General features: G+C 55.9%; 16 protein-coding genes and 1 other annotated feature. Of the genes, 2 read left to right on the forward strand and 14 right to left on the reverse strand.

The features are described 5' to 3' along the window. Nucleotides 1–15: 15 nt before the first annotated feature. Nucleotides 16–627 (reverse strand): helix-hairpin-helix domain-containing protein, encoded by a 612-nt coding sequence (locus tag AC4ED1_RS04005; RefSeq protein WP_490936128.1) that lies wholly within the window; start codon nucleotides 625–627, stop codon nucleotides 16–18. 171 nt (nucleotides 628–798) lie between these two features. Here AC4ED1_RS04005 and mntR point away from each other — a divergent pair, with 171 nt between their 5' ends. Then, nucleotides 799–1,245, forward strand: coding sequence for a transcriptional regulator MntR (mntR, locus tag AC4ED1_RS04010; RefSeq protein ID WP_490936129.1), 447 nt, complete (start codon nucleotides 799–801; stop codon nucleotides 1,243–1,245). Between the two features lie 56 nt (nucleotides 1,246–1,301). Continuing rightward, nucleotides 1,302–2,405 carry a D-alanine--D-alanine ligase gene (locus AC4ED1_RS04015; RefSeq protein WP_490936130.1) on the forward strand — a complete coding sequence of 368 codons (1,104 nt, stop codon included), beginning with the start codon at nucleotides 1,302–1,304 and terminating at the stop codon, nucleotides 2,403–2,405. A 139-nt stretch (nucleotides 2,406–2,544) separates the two neighbouring features. Here AC4ED1_RS04015 and leuS read toward each other — a convergent pair whose 3' ends face one another. The 13 genes from leuS to AC4ED1_RS04080 all read right to left on the reverse strand — a co-directional run bounded on the left by leuS (nucleotide 2,545) and on the right by AC4ED1_RS04080 (nucleotide 16,366). Next, nucleotides 2,545–5,007, reverse strand: a complete 2,463-nt coding sequence (leuS, locus tag AC4ED1_RS04020; RefSeq protein ID WP_490936131.1) for a leucine--tRNA ligase — start codon at nucleotides 5,005–5,007, stop codon at nucleotides 2,545–2,547. 137 nt (nucleotides 5,008–5,144) lie between these two features. Continuing rightward, nucleotides 5,145–5,388: a binding site (T-box leader), on the reverse strand. A gap of 111 nt (nucleotides 5,389–5,499) precedes the next feature. Continuing rightward, complete coding sequence (locus AC4ED1_RS04025) at nucleotides 5,500–6,810, reverse strand: glycoside hydrolase family 18 protein (RefSeq protein WP_490936132.1); 1,311 nt, start codon at nucleotides 6,808–6,810, stop codon at nucleotides 5,500–5,502. Nucleotides 6,811–6,970: 160 nt separating this feature from the next. After that, the gene (locus tag AC4ED1_RS04030) at nucleotides 6,971–8,638 is read right to left on the reverse strand and encodes a methyl-accepting chemotaxis protein (RefSeq protein ID WP_490936133.1); all 1,668 of its coding nucleotides are present in this window, start codon (nucleotides 8,636–8,638) and stop codon (nucleotides 6,971–6,973) included. Between the two features lie 176 nt (nucleotides 8,639–8,814). Beyond that, complete coding sequence (locus AC4ED1_RS04035; RefSeq protein WP_490936134.1) at nucleotides 8,815–9,384, reverse strand: cob(I)yrinic acid a,c-diamide adenosyltransferase; 570 nt, start codon at nucleotides 9,382–9,384, stop codon at nucleotides 8,815–8,817. Further along, a complete protein-coding gene (locus AC4ED1_RS04040) occupies nucleotides 9,381–10,952 on the reverse strand; it encodes a cobyric acid synthase (protein WP_490936135.1) in 1,572 nt (523 codons plus the stop codon). Before AC4ED1_RS04040 ends, AC4ED1_RS04035 begins: the two co-directional genes overlap by 4 nt. 34 nt (nucleotides 10,953–10,986) lie before the next feature. Continuing rightward, nucleotides 10,987–11,754, reverse strand: coding sequence for a class I SAM-dependent DNA methyltransferase (locus AC4ED1_RS04045; protein ID WP_490936136.1), 768 nt, complete (start codon nucleotides 11,752–11,754; stop codon nucleotides 10,987–10,989). Then, nucleotides 11,754–12,101 carry a ribosome silencing factor gene (gene rsfS / locus AC4ED1_RS04050; RefSeq protein WP_490936137.1) on the reverse strand — a complete coding sequence of 116 codons (348 nt, stop codon included), beginning with the start codon at nucleotides 12,099–12,101 and terminating at the stop codon, nucleotides 11,754–11,756. Before rsfS ends, AC4ED1_RS04045 begins: the two co-directional genes overlap by 1 nt. 60 nt (nucleotides 12,102–12,161) lie before the next feature. Next, nucleotides 12,162–12,737 (reverse strand): bis(5'-nucleosyl)-tetraphosphatase (symmetrical) YqeK, encoded by a 576-nt coding sequence (gene yqeK / locus AC4ED1_RS04055; RefSeq protein WP_490936138.1) that lies wholly within the window; start codon nucleotides 12,735–12,737, stop codon nucleotides 12,162–12,164. Continuing rightward, complete coding sequence (gene nadD, locus AC4ED1_RS04060; protein ID WP_490936139.1) at nucleotides 12,715–13,329, reverse strand: nicotinate-nucleotide adenylyltransferase; 615 nt, start codon at nucleotides 13,327–13,329, stop codon at nucleotides 12,715–12,717. Before nadD ends, yqeK begins: the two co-directional genes overlap by 23 nt. Nucleotides 13,330–13,404: 75 nt before the next feature. Then, nucleotides 13,405–14,247, reverse strand: coding sequence for a shikimate dehydrogenase (aroE, locus tag AC4ED1_RS04065; protein ID WP_490936140.1), 843 nt, complete (start codon nucleotides 14,245–14,247; stop codon nucleotides 13,405–13,407). Nucleotides 14,248–14,372: 125 nt separating this feature from the next. Further along, nucleotides 14,373–14,594, reverse strand: coding sequence for a hypothetical protein (locus AC4ED1_RS04070; RefSeq protein WP_490936141.1), 222 nt, complete (start codon nucleotides 14,592–14,594; stop codon nucleotides 14,373–14,375). Nucleotides 14,595–14,729: 135 nt separating this feature from the next. After that, the gene (yqeH, locus tag AC4ED1_RS04075) at nucleotides 14,730–15,842 is read right to left on the reverse strand and encodes a ribosome biogenesis GTPase YqeH (RefSeq protein ID WP_490936142.1); all 1,113 of its coding nucleotides are present in this window, start codon (nucleotides 15,840–15,842) and stop codon (nucleotides 14,730–14,732) included. Between the two features lie 8 nt (nucleotides 15,843–15,850). Further along, a complete protein-coding gene (locus tag AC4ED1_RS04080; protein ID WP_490936143.1) occupies nucleotides 15,851–16,366 on the reverse strand; it encodes a YqeG family HAD IIIA-type phosphatase in 516 nt (171 codons plus the stop codon). Nucleotides 16,367–16,500 lie beyond the last annotated feature (134 nt).

Raw genomic sequence — 16,500 nt, forward strand, 5'->3', positions numbered from 1 at the left:
TGCGTAAGCGATGATTCAATAGGCTGTCAGTTTGTCCTTGATCGTTTCGAGCAGCTTCGGACCAAATCCCTTCACTTTTTGCAAATCGTCCACCGATTGAAAGGGACCGTGTTTTTCCCGGTATTCCACAATCGCTTTCGCTCTCGTCGATCCGATTCCTTCTAAAGCGTCCAACTGCTCAGCCGTCGCCGTGTTGATGTTGAGTTTTCCGTCCGGATTGGCGGACCCTTTTCCGCCGGCTGCACGCTCCCCTTGGACGGGTACGTTTACAAGCCCCCCGTCCGGCAGTTTCTGCGCCAGATTTAAGGATTGCAGATCGGCCTGCTCGCTGATTCCTCCCGCCGCCTGAATGGCGTCGGTTACGCGGGAGCCGGCGGGCAATGTGTAAACGCCGGGCGTTCGAACCGCCCCTTTCACGTCGACCTTGATTTCCGCGGCCGGTTTTGCAGGGACTGGCTCTTGTTTGCCGCTTGTCGCTCCGTCCGTTTGACCCTGAATGTCCGCTTTCGGGAGCGGAACCTGCGAAACCGGGACGGGACGTCCGTACATGTAGACCCCCGATGCAACCAGAAGCAGAACCAGAAAGCCGGTCACAATCACCTGTTCCCGTCTGGTCAACCGAAACATGGAATCACCTCGTCAAATGCCCCCCGATTTTTCCATTTCGCTACAAAACGGGGGAACCCTGCCGGCATGCCGAATTTTTTTTTGAAATTTCCCCCAACCGTCTCAAATTTGCAAGAAGATCAGGTTCCATAGTACAATAGTTCCGAATAGGATTGAAAGAGAGGAAGCGGGATGCTCACACCCAGCATGGAAGACTATTTGGAGAAAATCTATGAATTGATGAAAGAAAAAGGGTATGCCCGCGTCTCAGACATCGCTTCGTCCCTTGCCGTACAGCCTTCTTCCGTCACCAAGATGATTCAGAAACTCGACGAACAAAACTACGTGACCTATGAGAAATACCGCGGCATCATCCTGACTCCCCGCGGTGAGCAGTTGGGACGTTTGATGAAGCAACGCCATAAAATGCTGGAAGGGTTTCTGCGAATGCTCGGCGTGAACGAGGCGACCATCGAAAAGGATGTGGAAGGCATCGAACATCATGTCAGCCCAAGCACGTTGGACAGTTTGCAAAGCTTGGTGCTTTTCTTCGAAGATTATCCGGAGTGTCTTGAAGAATACAGGCACTTCCGCCAAAAGCTGAAACACCTTTCGACGACGGACGGCGAAACCAAATAGACAAAGCCTCCACTGTGGGGCTTTTTGTTTTTCATATCAGGAGAGGAGTGACTTGTTTGTCTGACAAAATCCGTGTTGGCGTCGTGTTTGGAGGCCGTTCGGGCGAGCACGAAGTGTCCCTCAATTCCGCCCGTTCTGTCATCGAAAACCTCAATCCCGATAAATATGACATCACACCGATCGGCATTACAAAAAACGGGATCTGGCACGTCGGAATCGAGTCGTACAAGGCGCTCGGCGCCGAAATTCCCTCAACACTGCTTGCGTCTGCTCAAACCGCCCAAGCCAATCTTCCGGCAAACATCGCCCCCGGTCCGACCCTGCCCGTCCGGATCGGCGAGTCGCTGGACGTGGTGATTCCCGTCCTGCACGGTCCCTATGGCGAAGACGGAACGGTGCAAGGGCTGTTCGAACTTATGGATATCCCTTACGTCGGAGCGGGGGTGCTCGCTTCCGCCGTCGGCATGGATAAGGCGGTGATGAAAGCCGTGTTTGCCCATGCGGGGCTTCCGCAATGCAAATATGAAGTATATCTGCGCAGCCGCTGGGAGAAAGAACCTGATCCGATCCTCGACGAGATCGAAGCCAAACTCGGTTTCCCCTGTTTCGTCAAGCCGGCAAATCTCGGTTCCTCCGTCGGCATCTCGAAAGCGCGGGACCGGCAAAGTCTGATTGCGGCAATGCACGAAGCTGCCCGCCACGACCGAAAAATCGTTGTGGAAGAAGGCGTTGACGCCCGCGAAATCGAAGTGGCCGTTCTCGGCAACGACGAACCCCGCGCGTCGGTTGCCGGCGAGATCATCCCGAAAGCCGATTTTTACGATTATAACGCCAAATACGTCGACGGCACATCCGATCTGATCATCCCGGCCGATCTTCCCGCCGATAAAATGGCGGAAGTCCGCGAAATGGCGATCCGGGCGTACCGGGCCATCGACGGATCGGGGCTGTCGCGGGTCGATTTTTTCCTTGACCGCAAGACGGACCGTTTCCTGATCAACGAGATCAACACATTCCCCGGCTTTACGGTCTATTCGATGTACCCGAAGTTATGGGAAGCCACCGGCATTCCTTATGACCAACTGCTGGACGAACTGATTCGCCTAGCGATGGAACGCCATCACGACAAGAACCGTGGCCGAGCGCCGGGGCAGCCGTAACCGCCGGTAACAGCCGGCCAGTAACAGCCGTAAGAAAGAGAGCCCTGTAAGCGAATGTAAGCGTTTTTGCGGGGCTTTCCCCACAAACAAGTGCAAACGCGATTCGCGCTTGCACTGCCGAAAAGGGGTCTGTCCGGGGTCAGCCAACGACAATGTTGACCAGTTTGCCCGGCACGACGATAAATTTTTTGACGGTGCCGCCTGCCACCTGTTCTTTTACTTTCTCCTGCGCCAAGACAAGCGCTTTGAGCTCGTCTTCCGTCACGTCCTTCGAGACGACCACGCGGTCGCGCAATTTGCCGTTCACCTGTACCGCATATTCGATTTCATCCTGTACCAGCGCGGCCGGATCGTATACGGGCCACGTTTGGCGATGAACGCTCTCCCGGTGCCCGATCATATGCCACAGCTCTTCCGCAATATGCGGCGCGACCGGCGCCAGCAGCAAAATTACCGTTTCAATCGCGTCGAGTTTGGTTCCGATGTCGGCGCCGTCCGGATAGCTGTAGATGCCGTTCACCAGCTCCATGATCGCCGAAATGGCCGTGTTGAACTGGTAGCGTTCCCCGATGTCTTCCGTCACTTTCTTGATGACAAAATGGGTCTGCTGCCAAAGCTTCTTGGCCGGTCCGGTTGCAACATCCGCCGCCGGACGGTTGGCGAACAGATGGGCGTGTGTATCGACCAGGCGCCATACGCGGCCGAGGAACCGGTAGGCTCCTTCCACCCCCTGGTCGCTCCATTCCAAATCGCGGTCGGGCGGAGCGGCAAACAGGATAAAGGTGCGGGCCGTATCGGCTCCGTACTTGTTCACAATGTCTTCCGGCGAAACGACATTGCCTTTGGACTTCGACATCTTGGCGCCTTCTTTGATCACCATGCCCTGCGTCAGCAGGCTTTCGAAGGGTTCTTCAAAATTCACCAGCCCGGCGTCGTACAGTACCTTGGTGAAAAACCGGGAATACAGCAGGTGCAGCACCGCATGCTCAATTCCGCCGATGTACTTGTCGACGGGCAGCCAGCGGTTCACCGCCTCCGTATCGAACGGGCCGTCGCTTTTCTTGGCCGAAACGTACCGCAGATAATACCACGACGAATCGATGAACGTGTCCATCGTGTCCGTTTCCCGGGTTGCTTTTCCGCCGCAGGAAGGACATACGGTGTTGACAAAAGACTCGTTTGTGGCAAGCGGCGATTTGCCCGCCACCTCGAACTGCACTTCTTCCGGCAGCAGCACCGGCAACTCCTCTTTCGGAACGGGAACCGTTCCGCACTTCTCGCAATACACGACCGGAATCGGACATCCCCAGTACCGCTGGCGGGAGATCAGCCAGTCCCGCAGACGGTAGGAAACGGTGCGCTTTCCCTTTCCTTCCCGTTCCAGATTTTCCGAGATCTTGTCGATCGCTTCCAGATTGTCCAACCCGTTGAATGCATCGGATTCCACCAGCACGCCTTCGTCGGTGTAAGCGGCCTGCAACGGCAGTTCCAGCGGCTTGTCTTTCGGCTGTATGACGACTTTGACCGGCAAACCGTATTTTGCGGCGAATTCGAAGTCCCGCTGGTCGTGGGCGGGCACCCCCATCACCGCACCGGTTCCGTAATCCGGCAACACGTAGTTGGCGATCCAAATCGGGATGCGGTCGCCGGTTTTCGGGTGAATCGCGTATTCGCCCGTGAACATTCCGATCTTTTCCGCGGTTTCGGAGGTGCGCTCAATCTCCGATTTTTTCCGCACTTCTTCGACAAACGAGTGAATTTCGTTCTTTTTCCCGGATTTTCCGGTGATTCGTTCAACAGCGGGGTGTTCGGGGGCCAACACCAGATACGTGACCCCGTACAACGTATCCGGGCGGGTTGTGAATACGGTCAGCAATCCGTCGTGCCCGTCGATCCCGAAGATGATTTCCGTACCGGTCGATTTGCCGATCCAATTCCGCTGCATCGTCTTGACGCGTTCCGGCCAGCCCGGCAAATTGTCCAGGTCGTTCAGCAACCGTTCCGCGTAGTCGGTAATCCGCAGATACCATTGCTCCAGGTCTTTTTTCACCACTTCGGTGCCGCAGCGCCAGCAACCGCCGTCTTCCACCTGCTCGTTGGCAAGCACGGTGGCGCATTCCGGGCACCAGTTGACCGCCCCTTTTTTCCTGTAGGCGAGCCCCCGTTCGTAGAACAGCAGGAACAACCACTGGGTCCACTTGTAGTAATCGGGCGAACAAGTCGTCACTTCCCGGGACCAGTCGTACGAAACGCCCAGTTCTTTTTGCTGGTTGCGCATGAACGCGATATTGTCGTACGTCCAGGGAGCCGGGTGGCTCTTGTTCTTGATCGCCGCGTTTTCGGCCGGCATGCCGAACGCGTCCCATCCCATCGGATGCAGGACGTTGAAGCCGTGCATCCGTTTGAAACGCGCCACCACATCGCCGATGGAATACACGCGGACATGTCCCATATGAAGGCGCCCCGAAGGGTACGGGAACATTTCCAGACAATAAAAATAAGGTTTTCCGGTCGATTCGACTGTCCTGTGGACACCGGACTCCTCCCATGCCTGCTGCCATTTTTTCTCGATTTCAGCAGGCACGTATTTTCGTTCGCTCATCTGACAGCCCCCCAATGAATCGCTCCCCAAAAAGTGAAACGAAGGTTCCGTCCGGGAACTCCCAAGCGCTTTTGGGAGACCCGAAACGCAAATATAGCGGAGATTATAATATAAAACCTCCCACCCCAAAGCCTTCTGCTAGGGACGAGAGGTTGGAAAAACATCACTGGTTCCCGCGGTACCACCCTATTAGACAAGAATCGCCGTCCGGCGGCGACACTGTCCGCTCGAGGTTCTTAACGGGGACAACCCGGTCACAGGTACTCCGTTCCCTGTAACTGCTCAAAGGCGAGTTTCTTCGTCTGTTCCTGCCAACTCGCACCTTCCGTTGGCTCTCTGGGAAGAACGGGATCGAATACTGCTCCTTGTCAACGCATTTGCCGTAACATTTTGTCGAATTCGTACATCCGCTTGTTAGTATACGCAGACGACCACCGTTTTGTCAAGGCGCATATGTGGGCCATATGTGGGCCGCTGCGACAGCCACGCGCATCAGGCGAGATCCGAAAACTCTTCCATCTTCCTTATGTCAAACGTACCGCTGAGCAGCGTCCAGTTTTGCGGAAACGGGTGGCCCAGCATCCAATAGCTGACGCCCGCAAGCCCCATCTCCCACACAAGATGAAATTTCGCCAAAACGGAGCGAGCGTCTTCAAACCACACCTGACGGGTTTCCTGCATCGGTCCCCGGTAGGTAAACATCGGGGCGGCAGCCGCCGTATGGAAGTGAATGTGACCGTTTGTGCGGATCGCCTGCTCCACCGCCGCTTTTGGCGAAATGCCCGTCGCCCGCTTCCCTTTCTCGTAAGGGGTGGGCCAATTATACCCATATAACGCCATGCCCATCAATATTTGGGCGGGCGGGATCACAGCGGTCGCGTAATGGAGAACCCGGCGCACCATGTTCAGCGGGGCGATCGCCATTGGGGGACCTCCCACCCACCCCCACTCAAAGGTCATCAGGATCACCCGGTCCGCCAACTGCCCGAGTGTGCGGTAATCGTAAGCGCCTGTCCAGGGATTGCGGGGATCGTCGGACATCTTGGGGCCGATCGAGACCACAACCGGAATTTGACGAAGTTTGGCAGCTTCCGTCAAGTCCCGGACAAATGCGTTATAGTGTTCTCGGTCTTCCGGATACAGGTGCTCAAAATCGACATTGATCCCGCTGTAGCCTTTCGCTTGCACAAGAGAGAGCAGGTTGGAAACGGTTTTTCCCCGGACAGCCGGGTTTTCGGTAACGGCACGGGCCACATCGGAGTTGAAACGGGTTCCGTCAAAATTCGTAACGGTGAGCAACGGCGCGATTGCTTCCGCCTTCGCTTTGGCGATCGCTTTTTCATCGGGCAAATCCGACAGGGTTCCGTCCGGTCGGACGGGATAGTGAAAAAATGACACATAGGTGAGGCAGTCGGCGGTTTCCGCAAGCATCTCTTCATCGACACCGCTGCCGGTCGGGACCATAAACGCGTTGACTTCCACCGATTCTTCGCCGCGAATCGGACAAGGCACCCAAATCGTTTCGTAAGCGGCCAGATTTTGTTCATCCAGCCTGCCGTTGACAGCCCTGATGATGTGCGGCGGTACACGTAGCCGCTTCGCAATCGTGTCCAGGGTGTCCCCCGCTTGAATTTTGCAAGTCCGCAGCGTGCAGCGAGGACCGGCAGGGATTACGAGGCTCATCCCCGGCACCAGCCGGTCTCCCTCCAAACCGTTTGCCACCCGGAGACGTTCAGCCGTTCCCCCATACAGTTCCGCTATGGAAAAAAGGGATTCTCCCGGTTTCACCACATGCACGAACATGGCTCTTCCTCCTTACCGGCACCCGGAAAAGCGTCTGCCGGCAATGTTCTGCAAGACCGACTTGCTCAGGCAAATCCTGCTCGGATACCGTCCTGCCATATCTTATTCAGGAGGAACGCCGGTTATTTTTCTTCGGCAGATGCAACGGTTATTTTCCGCTTCAGATCGTAAACCGTTTTACCATCTCCGCCAGCTTTTCCGCCATTTGTGCCAGAGTTTCGGAAGCCGCCGTCATCTCCTGCGTGGTTGCCGACTGCTGTTCGGATGCAGCTGCCACTTCCTGCGTATCGTTTGCCGCCACTTCCGCCAGATGGGAAATGTAGTCGGCATTTTTCACGATTTGTTCCGTGTCTTTAACGATCGCCTGAATCGAGTTGTTCATATTAAAGACCTGATTGCTGACATCGTCCACTGCCCGCAGAATGTGCTGGAATGCCTGGCCGACCGCCGACACGTCGTCACGGCCTTGTTGGACGGTTCCGCTGGTTTCCTCCATCGCCACAACCGCTTGCTTAATCTCGTCGTTGATGGAAAGGATCAAGCCGGAGATTTCTTCCGCCGCTTTTCCCGATTCTTCGGCCAACTTCCGCACCTCTGTGGCGACAACGGCAAAACTGCGGCCTTGTTCACCGGCGCGCGCCGCCTCAATCGCGGCGTTTAGCGCCAGCAAATTCGTCTGAGCGCTTATTTCGCGAATCACCGTGATAATTCCCAAAATGGCTTCCGAACGTTCGCCGAGTTCTTTGACCACGCCTTGCGTTTGGCTGACTTTGGCCGTGATGTCGTTCATCTCCACAACGAGTTCCTGCAGCGTTTTCTCGCCATTATGGGCGTATTGCTGGGCGGCTTGGGAATCTTCGTTCACCTTTTGCATGAACATGCCGATTTGTTCGATATCCCTACCGATGCGGTGAAGGGACGAGGTTGTTTCCATGACGGAATGTTTTTGCTTCTCCGAACCGGCGGCGATCTCGGAAGCGGAAGCCGCGATTTGCTCCGATGCCCGCGCGCTCTCCGTGGCACTGGCGGTCAATTCTTCGGAAGCACTGGCAACTTGCTCGGAAACATGCTGCACGTCTTTTATCATATCGCGGAAAACCGACATCATTTCGTTGTACATGGCAGAGAGTTGCCCCAGTTCATCCCGCAATTTCACAGGCACTCGCCCGGTCAGATCACCCGTTTCGGCCTTCCGCATCGCTCCCACCAGCGCGCGGATCGGTTCGGTCACGCGATGGACGACCAAACTTCCGACAGACAGAGCTGCAACGCACGCAATCAAGCTGATGACAAGTGTCATCACCTTGCTTTTGTTGATCGGCTGCAAGAGATCGTCCGTATAGCTGCCAATGCCAAGGATCCAACCGTTTGGTAATGTCTCGAAGGCGGTGAGTTTCGATTTTCCCTGAAAAACATATTCAATCCAGCCCCGTTTTTGCTTGAGCATTTGGGGGAAGAAAATCTCTCCGCTCAGATCCTTTCCCTTCTGCGTGGGATGGAAGATCGCAATGCCTTTTGGGTCGAGAATGAACGCGTATCCGTTCATTCCGTTCGGCTTGTAATAACGTTCGGCAACGTCTTTGACAATCGCGTCCACCTTTTCCAAGTCTGCACCGTTTGGATTGCTGCTTTGGGTATAAGCGTACAGTTCCTTGGCGATAAGCGAGGTCTGGTATTGCAGATCCGCAACCGTCAAATCGTATACGGCTTTTTCAGCGTTTCTGTACTGCAGGTAGCCGACGGCAAAAATCGGGCAGAGCGTGATCACAACCAGCATGATCAGAAGTTTGCCGCGGATCGACGAAGAAATGCGAGCAACCAGAAACATTCGGATTCCCCCTCCCGTTCAAATCGGCATGAAACACTTTTCCATTATGTAAAACAATAATTCTTCTTTATACATTCTATACAAAATATAAGGTGAGAGGAAGATTTATACAACAAAAAATCCACTCCTCTCCCGCAAAATGCGGCAGGGGAGTGGAGGACACCGGCAACATCGCATTACCGGAACACTTCGCCGCCCCGTTTGTATTCCACATCGCCAACGCCGTCCCGCATGTTGGCAGCGCGTGCGATGGCAAAGAAGAAATCGGACAAACGGTTCAAATACCGGCGGACTTCCGCATTGACCGGCTCTTGTTCCGCCAGCGTCACCACCCGGCGCTCCGCGCGGCGGGCGACCGTCCGGCACACGTGAAGCGCAGCCGATACAGGGCTTCCTCCCGGCAGAACAAACCGTTTGAGCGGCGGACATTCCGCGTCATACCGGTCGATCCACTGCTCCAACCGGGTGACCTGATCGGCGTTGATCTTGTAAGGGATCGTCATCCCCTCCGGCGCTTTCACCAAAGCGAGATCGCTGCCGGCGTCAAACAATTCATGCTGTATTTCGGTCAGGTCCTCGATCATTTTCCTGTGCTTCACCGGGTCCATTAACGTGATCGCCTGCCCGACAAACGAATTCAGTTCGTCGATCGTGCCGTACGCCTCGACGCGGGCCGAATCTTTGCGGACACGTCCGCCGATGACGCCGGTGGTTCCCTGATCTCCCGTCCGGGTGTAAATTTTCATCTGAAAATCTCTCCTTTGATCCCGCTCGCCGGTGGCGAAATTTCCCGCATGGCGCGGCCGGCTCCGGTTTGCATGATCGACAAAAGGCGGTCCACATCAACAACTTTTTCCACAAGATCCGCCCACCGGTCAAACGCTTCCTGCCGTCGTCGGTGGCTGGAATCCGTCTTTCCGACCGGCGCGAGTCCTTTGCCGATCCGGATACCGTCAAGGAATGTCCGCCGCCAGACATCATTATGCAGAATCCCGTGCAGATAGGTCCCGATCACCGTACCGTCGGCGTTGACGGCCCCGTCTTCTTTTTCCCCGCCCTGAGCGGAAAGTCGGGCAAACGGACGGCAGCTCCCCCGCCTTGACTGCCCCATATGAATCTCGTAGCCTTCAACCCCGATCCCGGACAGCGCGGCAGCGGCTCCCGGCAAATCCAGGACAATCCCTCGCGCTTGCACAGTCGTTTTTTCGGGAAGAAACCGGGTTGTCACATCGAGCAGGCCCAGGCCGTCCGTCTCGGACACGTCCGATTCGACCCGATCCGGATCGAACAGCTTGACTCCAAGCATTTGGTATCCGCCGCAAATGCCAAGAATGCGGGTGCTGCCCGCCAAGCACGCGATCCGCCGCGCCAACCCGTTTTTTCGCAGCCACAGCAGATCGTCAATCGTGTTCTTGGTGCCCGGCAGAATGATCAAATCCGGTTCCCCCAATTGTTCCGCAGTCGATACGAAACGCCAGGACACATCCGGTTCGAAGCGAAGCGGATCCACATCGGTAAAATTGGAGATGTGCGGCAACCGGATCACCGCAACATCAATTTCATTCCGAGCCGAGGGGGAACCGATTTGGTCGAGAACCACCGAGTCCTCGCTTTCAATGTACAAGTCGCGTTGGTACGGAATCACGCCCAGCACCGGAATGCCCGTACGCTCTTCCAGCCATTGCAGCCCCGGCTCCAACAAGCGGATGTCTCCCCGGAACTTGTTGATAAGAAAGCCCCGGACGCGCGCCCGCTCATGCGGTTCCAGCAATTCCAGCGTCCCGACAATCGAGGCGAACACCCCGCCGCGGTCGATATCGGCGACAAGGAGGACCGGCGCATCCGCCAGTTCCGCCACTTTCATATTGACGATATCCCGGTGCTTTAAGTTAATTTCTGCCGGACTGCCCGCTCCTTCGATGACGACCATATCGTATTCGCCGCGCAGCCAGGCAAGCGATTCTTCAACGATGCGCAACGCGGTGGGAACGTATTCGTTCCGGTACTCGGCGGCCGACATATCCCCCACGGGCACCCCTCTCACCACCACCTGGGAGGTCATATCCCCCTTCGGCTTCAACAAAATCGGGTTCATATCGACGGTGGCCGCCACTCCCGCCGCTTCCGCTTGTACGCCTTGCGCCCGTCCGATCTCCTTGCCGTCGCATGTGACGTAGGAATTTAACGCCATGTTCTGCGATTTAAAAGGGGCGACACGATATCCCCTTCTCGCAAAAATCCGACACAGCGCCGTACAGAGCAAACTCTTTCCGACATCGCTCGCCGTTCCCTGCACCATCACGGTCAAACTCAAAACAAAATCCCCCTTCCGTCCGGCAAAGAGAAACTCATTTCGCCCAAAAGAAAAACCGGCTGGCGGTCTCGCCCGGTTCCTTCCAGCGGAAATCCGCCCCGCATTCCACCTCGCGAAATCCCGCTTCAAAAAGCAACCGCTCGACCGTTTCCCGCGTGTACGTCCGCTGCGTGTGGGTTTCCTGAAAACGGCGGTACAAGCCGTTTTCAGACTGCACAAAAAAAGTGACATCATATTCGGCCTGACACCGTTCAGGATCAAATTTGCTTTGCCAGATATAAGCGATCTCGTCCCGGATGTCGTAAAAAACTTGCTGTCCCAATTCTTCCCGCAACCTGTACGGGGTGTGCAGGTCAAACAGGAAACAGCCTCCCGGCTTCAGTTGGCTGCGGATCGCCCGGAACGCCTGCAACAGATCCGACTCCTCCAAAAGATAATTTAGGGAGTCGCAAAAGGAAACGGCGATGTCGACCGGTTCCGGCAGCCGCAAATGCCGCAAATCCTGTTGCAAAAAGCGCAAAAAAGGGGTTGGGCGGTCGAGTTTCGCCTGCGCCTGCGCCAACATTTCTTCGGACAAGTCGACCGCGTAAACCTGATACCCTTTTTCGAGCAAGCGAACCGACAGGGTGCCTGTCCCACACCCAAGATCGGCAATTTTCAACAGCCGCCGGCCATAACCGGCTCCTCCCGTTTGCCGCCGAAGGGTCTCCTCGAAAAAATCCATCCACCGGTCATAAGGGGCGTCCTGCATCAAAACATCGTAATATTCGGCGAATTCGCCGTAAACCAAACGATTTTCCATCAACCGATGCTTAACTCCCTTGCGTCGCTCCACACCCGGTCGAGGTTGTAAAACTCGCGTTCCTCCGTCCGGAACACGTGCACGACCAAGTCGCCGCAATCGATCAAAACCCATTTGGCTTCGTCATAGCCTTCCATACCGCGCACCGGCAATCCTTTTTCATTCATCTTTTCCTTCACCGCTTTTGCGATGGCTTGCACCTGAGTAGTGGAATTTCCGCTGCACAAGACGAAGTAATCGGCGATCACTGTCAATCCCCGTATATCGAGCATTACGATGTCTTTCGCCTTTTTGTCCGCAGCCGTCTCGGCCGCGATTTTTGCAAATTCCACCGTTTGATCCCCCATGCACATGCCTCCCAGGAAATGTGAAATGGTCCTTACTGAGTATTTTATGTCAAAAGAGAGTCAACGTACCGGTCTGTCCTTCAAAATCCGCCAGATCTCATTGCGGGCGACAACCGTCAAAGGAAAGATCGGCTGCCGGCATTTGATCAGATATTCGATCGTATTGTCGAACGAGAGAGCCAACGCCATGTCGAGGTCCTCTTCTGCCACCTTGCGCAACTCCCGCACCGCCGGGTAATCGCGTCCCGGCTCGATCGCATCGGCGAGAAAGACGACTTTTTCAAGCAAGGACATGTTTGGGCGCCCGGAAGTATGGTAGCGTGAAGCATTCAGCACATCTTCGTCGGCGATGCCGAACACCTGCGGCGCCATCGCCGCCGAGATGTGCCCGTGCAGCAGCTCGGTCACCTCAAAATAGATTTCCTCTATACCATATTCTTTCGCCGCCCGTACCAATTTTTCCTGTGGCCATTCCCGACAGAAATCGTGAATCCATGCCCCCAGTCTCGCCCGCTCCGGGGCGGCCCCGTGGATTCTCGCAAGCCGGTCGGCGGTTTGCACCACCCCTTCGACATGACGAAACCGTTTGGGGCTGAGTTCCGCTTTCACTTTTTCACGAATCATGTCTTCCGTCATACACTCTGTTCTCCTCAATAAACCGAATCACCGGTTCCGGCACCAGATAATCGACCGACAGGCCTTTTTGCAGCCGGTTGCGCAACCAGGTCGACGAGATGTCAAGCCCAGGCATCTCGACATAATGGATCCGTTCGCCGGAACCGGGCAGCGCTTTGGCCAAGGCGGCTCTGCAGGCGTCCAAGGCAAAGCCGGGCCGCGTCAATCCGATCACCCGCGCCAGTTGCAGAATCCGCTGTGCCCGATGCCAATTGGGAAAATCGGCCAACATATCAGCTCCCATTATAAAGTATAACTCGTCCTCCGGAAAGCGACACGCGAACTCCTCCACCGTTGCCGCCGTGTAAGAGGGCCCTTCCCGCCGCAATTCCCAATCGGAGACTGCAAAACCGGGTTCATGCCCGACCGCCAGCTGAACCATCCGCAGCCGTCCGGCCGCCGGGGTGATCGCTTTTCCGATTTTATGGGGCGGCACGCCCGCAGGAACGAAAATCACCCGGTCGAGTCCGAGAGCTTCCTTTGCGAGTTTGGCCGCCACCAGATGCCCGATATGAATCGGGTCGAATGTGCCTCCGAACAACCCGGTTTTCATTCCGTCACCGCCTCTCCAACTCCCGGTTGCCCGCTTGTCCGGTTACCGCGGAAGCTCAATTTGTTTGTTTTTCCTTTACAGTAGCGCTTCCACTGTTTTCCGCATCGTGTCCACCGGCGCCTCAACGCCTGTCCACAATGTGAACGCTTCCGCCCCCTGATACACGAACATGCCAAGACCGCCGTGGGTCAACGCCCCCCGCAGCCGGGCTTCCCGCAAAAGCCGCGTTTCCCGCGGGTTGTAGATCAGATCGGAGACGACCAGGCCCTCGTGCAGCAGGGAAGGATCGATCGGGATCTCATCGACGCCCGGGTGCATGCCGACAGACGTGGTGTTTACAACCAGCCGAACTTCGCGCAACAATGCCGGGAGATCGGCAAACGACACCGAATGGGCGGGGCACAACGACGAAATGCGTTTCACAAGCTCGTCCCCTTTTTCCGGCGTCCTGTTGGCGATGTAGATTTCCTTGGCGCCTTGCAGGGCCATTGCGGTCACGACCGCCCGCGAAGCCCCGCCCGCCCCGAGAACCAGAACCCTCGCCTCCGGCAGCGACAAACGGGTTTCCTCCGTCAGGGAGCGCACATATCCGCTTCCGTCCGTGTTGTATCCGATCAGTTCACCGTTTTGATTCACAATCGTATTGACGGCGCCGATCATCTCGGCTTCCGGCGTAATCCGGTCCAAATGCTTCATCACTTCGACTTTATGAGGAATCGTAACGTTCACGCCGCGAATTCCCAGCGCCCGAACGCTTTCCGCCGCGGCAGCCAGCCGATCCGGCGCGACATCGAACGCGATGTATACATACGGCAGGCCTTTGTCGCGAAAAGCCGCGTTGTGCATTTGCGGGGACCGGGAATGAGAAACGGGGCGGCCGAACAGCCCGGTGAGAATCAATTGTCCGAAAGCTTCCATCTTCTCCCTCCCGCATGTCCTTTGCTGCAACACTTCCCTTACTATACCAGAATTTGCTGCAACAGAAAAACACCCCCGATGCACCAACGCGTGCCCGAACAGGGGTGTTGCTTGCCAGGATTCTGTCATTTGCGAAAATCGATCTGCAAAACGATGGATTGATTCTGAAAAGACAATTTGACATCGTGAAGATAATAGTCAGCAAGCGTCGGATCTTCCCGCCGCGCCAACGAAACTTCCCGCTGCAAACGGTCGATCAATTCGTCCATCCGCACCGGTTGCGCCGGCGGACCGGTATCCATGCGGCGTTCAACCAAACGCTTGCCCTCCTGTACCTGAGGCGTCATTTTGAACCTCCCCTGCGACGGAAAATCATGTATTTTACCGTATGCTGATTTCCGGGAGGCTATGACGCTTTTCGTTTCGCTTCACAAAACCTTTACAATTGCCCTGACGCCCCACCCGGCTAAAGCCCTGCCAGATCAAATGATCGCCCTGCGGACGGAGACATCCACGCCTCTGGGAACCCTGATCTGCACATCGCACGCGTTGCCGCGCACGGAGATCCAGCCGAGACCAGCAATCACGAGATCCGTGTTTGGCCCCTGCTTGAATTTGAGCTTGTGGGTGACCCAATCCCGGAGATGGCCGCCGCAAGCGGCGCATGGCGGAACCAGCAGTCCTCCGACATGCTTGTCATACAAAGCGTCGGCATTCTCCAGCTTGGTGCGGTGAATCTCCAGTTGATTCGCGAAATAACAGACGAACGGCTGCCGGTCGCCGCTGATGAAGTCAAACCGCACAAGCCCGCCCGCAAACAATGTCTGCCGGCTGTTTAACTGATAAATCTTGGGATCGATCGGACGGTCCGGAACGATCCGTTTGAGACACTTCGGACACACCAAATTGGTCAGGCGGTGTGTCGTCATGATCCCCGGCGTGTCGATGATCATGTGTTTGTAATTGGGAATCGCCAATCGGACGGTCGAGAGCGTCGTCCCCGGATAGCGGGATGTGGTAAGTTCGACATCCCCCGTCTCCCCGAACAGACGGATCAAGCGGTTGATTAAAGTCGATTTCCCTACGTTTGCGGTGCCGACAACATAAATGTCCCGATCGTTGGCATACCTTTCGATGAATGTTTTGACCTGTTCGACGCGGTGTCCTTTGCTTGCCGACACCAGCGCAATTCCTTCGGGCAGAATCCCTTTTTTCCCGACTTCTTTTTGCAGCCACTGCTCGACTTTGTCGAAATTGGTCTGCTTCGGAAGAACGTCTGCTTTGTTGGCGACCAGCAAAACCGGATTGTTGCCTATGTACCGCCTGAGGCTGTCGATCCAGGAACCGGAAAAATCGAACAGGTCGACGACTTTTACCACGAGCGCTCTTTTCCGGCCAATGTCGCTGACGATACGGACGAATTCATCCTCCCGGATGGCGACGGGCGCCACCTCGTTATAATGTTTGATGCGAAAACAGCGTCTGCAAACCGGATGTTCCTTCTCCAACGCGGAAGAAGGCGTAAAGCCCGGGCGTTCCGGGTGTTCCGTTTGCAAAGGGACTCCGCACCCCGTACAGACTTGTACCGTTTCCATCGCCGCCATCACTCCTCCCAGGGGATCATCCCGCGTTTGCGCAGACCCCTCAACACCAATCGTTCCATCACGCGAAGAATCTTGGTTCCCGCCCATTCCTTGGTCGCGATCGGCAGCACCAAAATCGAATACAGCCCCATCCGGTTGCCGCCAAGCACATCGGTGAAAATCTGGTCCCCCACGACCGCCGTCTCCTGCGGTTTTGTGCCCATGATCGCCATGGCGTGCCGAAACGCGCGTCCGGCCGGTTTTTTCGCGCCGTATATCGCCGGAAGATGCAACGGGCGGGCAAATTCCTCCACCCTTGTTTTATTATTGTTCGAGACGATACACACCTGAAATCCGCGCTCCTTGACGTCATTGAGCCAAGCAATCAGCTTCGGCGTCGCGTACGGGGAGTCCCAGGCGACCAGCGTATTGTCCAAATCGGTGATAATCCCTTTGATCCCCCGCATTTCCAGCGCATCCAGATCAATATGGTAGATCGACTGCACACAGAGCGACGGGATTAATTTTTTAAGCATAAAGTCACCCCGAACATCGTCGCTTTTTTTATCGTTTGCATGACTGAGCGGTTTATGCCGAGCACTGCTATCGTACCACAAGAACCCATCGGATGGATATCCGCATAATCCCCGCATCGGCCCATACCCTGGTT

Source organism: Effusibacillus sp. SKA8 (assembly GCF_058273125.1).

Coding starts and splice junctions, on each gene's coding strand:
- AC4ED1_RS04005 (WP_490936128.1), bottom strand. CDS start 627: ATGTTTCGGTTGACCAGACGGGAACAGGTGATTGTGACCGGCTTTCTG.
- mntR (WP_490936129.1), top strand. CDS start 799: ATGCTCACACCCAGCATGGAAGACTATTTGGAGAAAATCTATGAATTG.
- leuS (WP_490936131.1), bottom strand. CDS start 5,007: ATGAGCGAACGAAAATACGTGCCTGCTGAAATCGAGAAAAAATGGCAG.
- AC4ED1_RS04025 (WP_490936132.1), bottom strand. CDS start 6,810: ATGTTCGTGCATGTGGTGAAACCGGGAGAATCCCTTTTTTCCATAGCG.
- AC4ED1_RS04030 (WP_490936133.1), bottom strand. CDS start 8,638: ATGTTTCTGGTTGCTCGCATTTCTTCGTCGATCCGCGGCAAACTTCTG.
- AC4ED1_RS04035 (WP_490936134.1), bottom strand. CDS start 9,384: ATGAAAATTTACACCCGGACGGGAGATCAGGGAACCACCGGCGTCATC.
- AC4ED1_RS04045 (WP_490936136.1), bottom strand. CDS start 11,754: ATGGAAAATCGTTTGGTTTACGGCGAATTCGCCGAATATTACGATGTT.
- rsfS (WP_490936137.1), bottom strand. CDS start 12,101: ATGGGGGATCAAACGGTGGAATTTGCAAAAATCGCGGCCGAGACGGCT.
- yqeK (WP_490936138.1), bottom strand. CDS start 12,737: ATGACGGAAGACATGATTCGTGAAAAAGTGAAAGCGGAACTCAGCCCC.
- nadD (WP_490936139.1), bottom strand. CDS start 13,329: ATGAAAACCGGGTTGTTCGGAGGCACATTCGACCCGATTCATATCGGG.
- aroE (WP_490936140.1), bottom strand. CDS start 14,247: ATGGAAGCTTTCGGACAATTGATTCTCACCGGGCTGTTCGGCCGCCCC.
- AC4ED1_RS04070 (WP_490936141.1), bottom strand. CDS start 14,594: ATGACGCCTCAGGTACAGGAGGGCAAGCGTTTGGTTGAACGCCGCATG.
- yqeH (WP_490936142.1), bottom strand. CDS start 15,842: ATGGAAACGGTACAAGTCTGTACGGGGTGCGGAGTCCCTTTGCAAACG.
- AC4ED1_RS04080 (WP_490936143.1), bottom strand. CDS start 16,366: ATGCTTAAAAAATTAATCCCGTCGCTCTGTGTGCAGTCGATCTACCAT.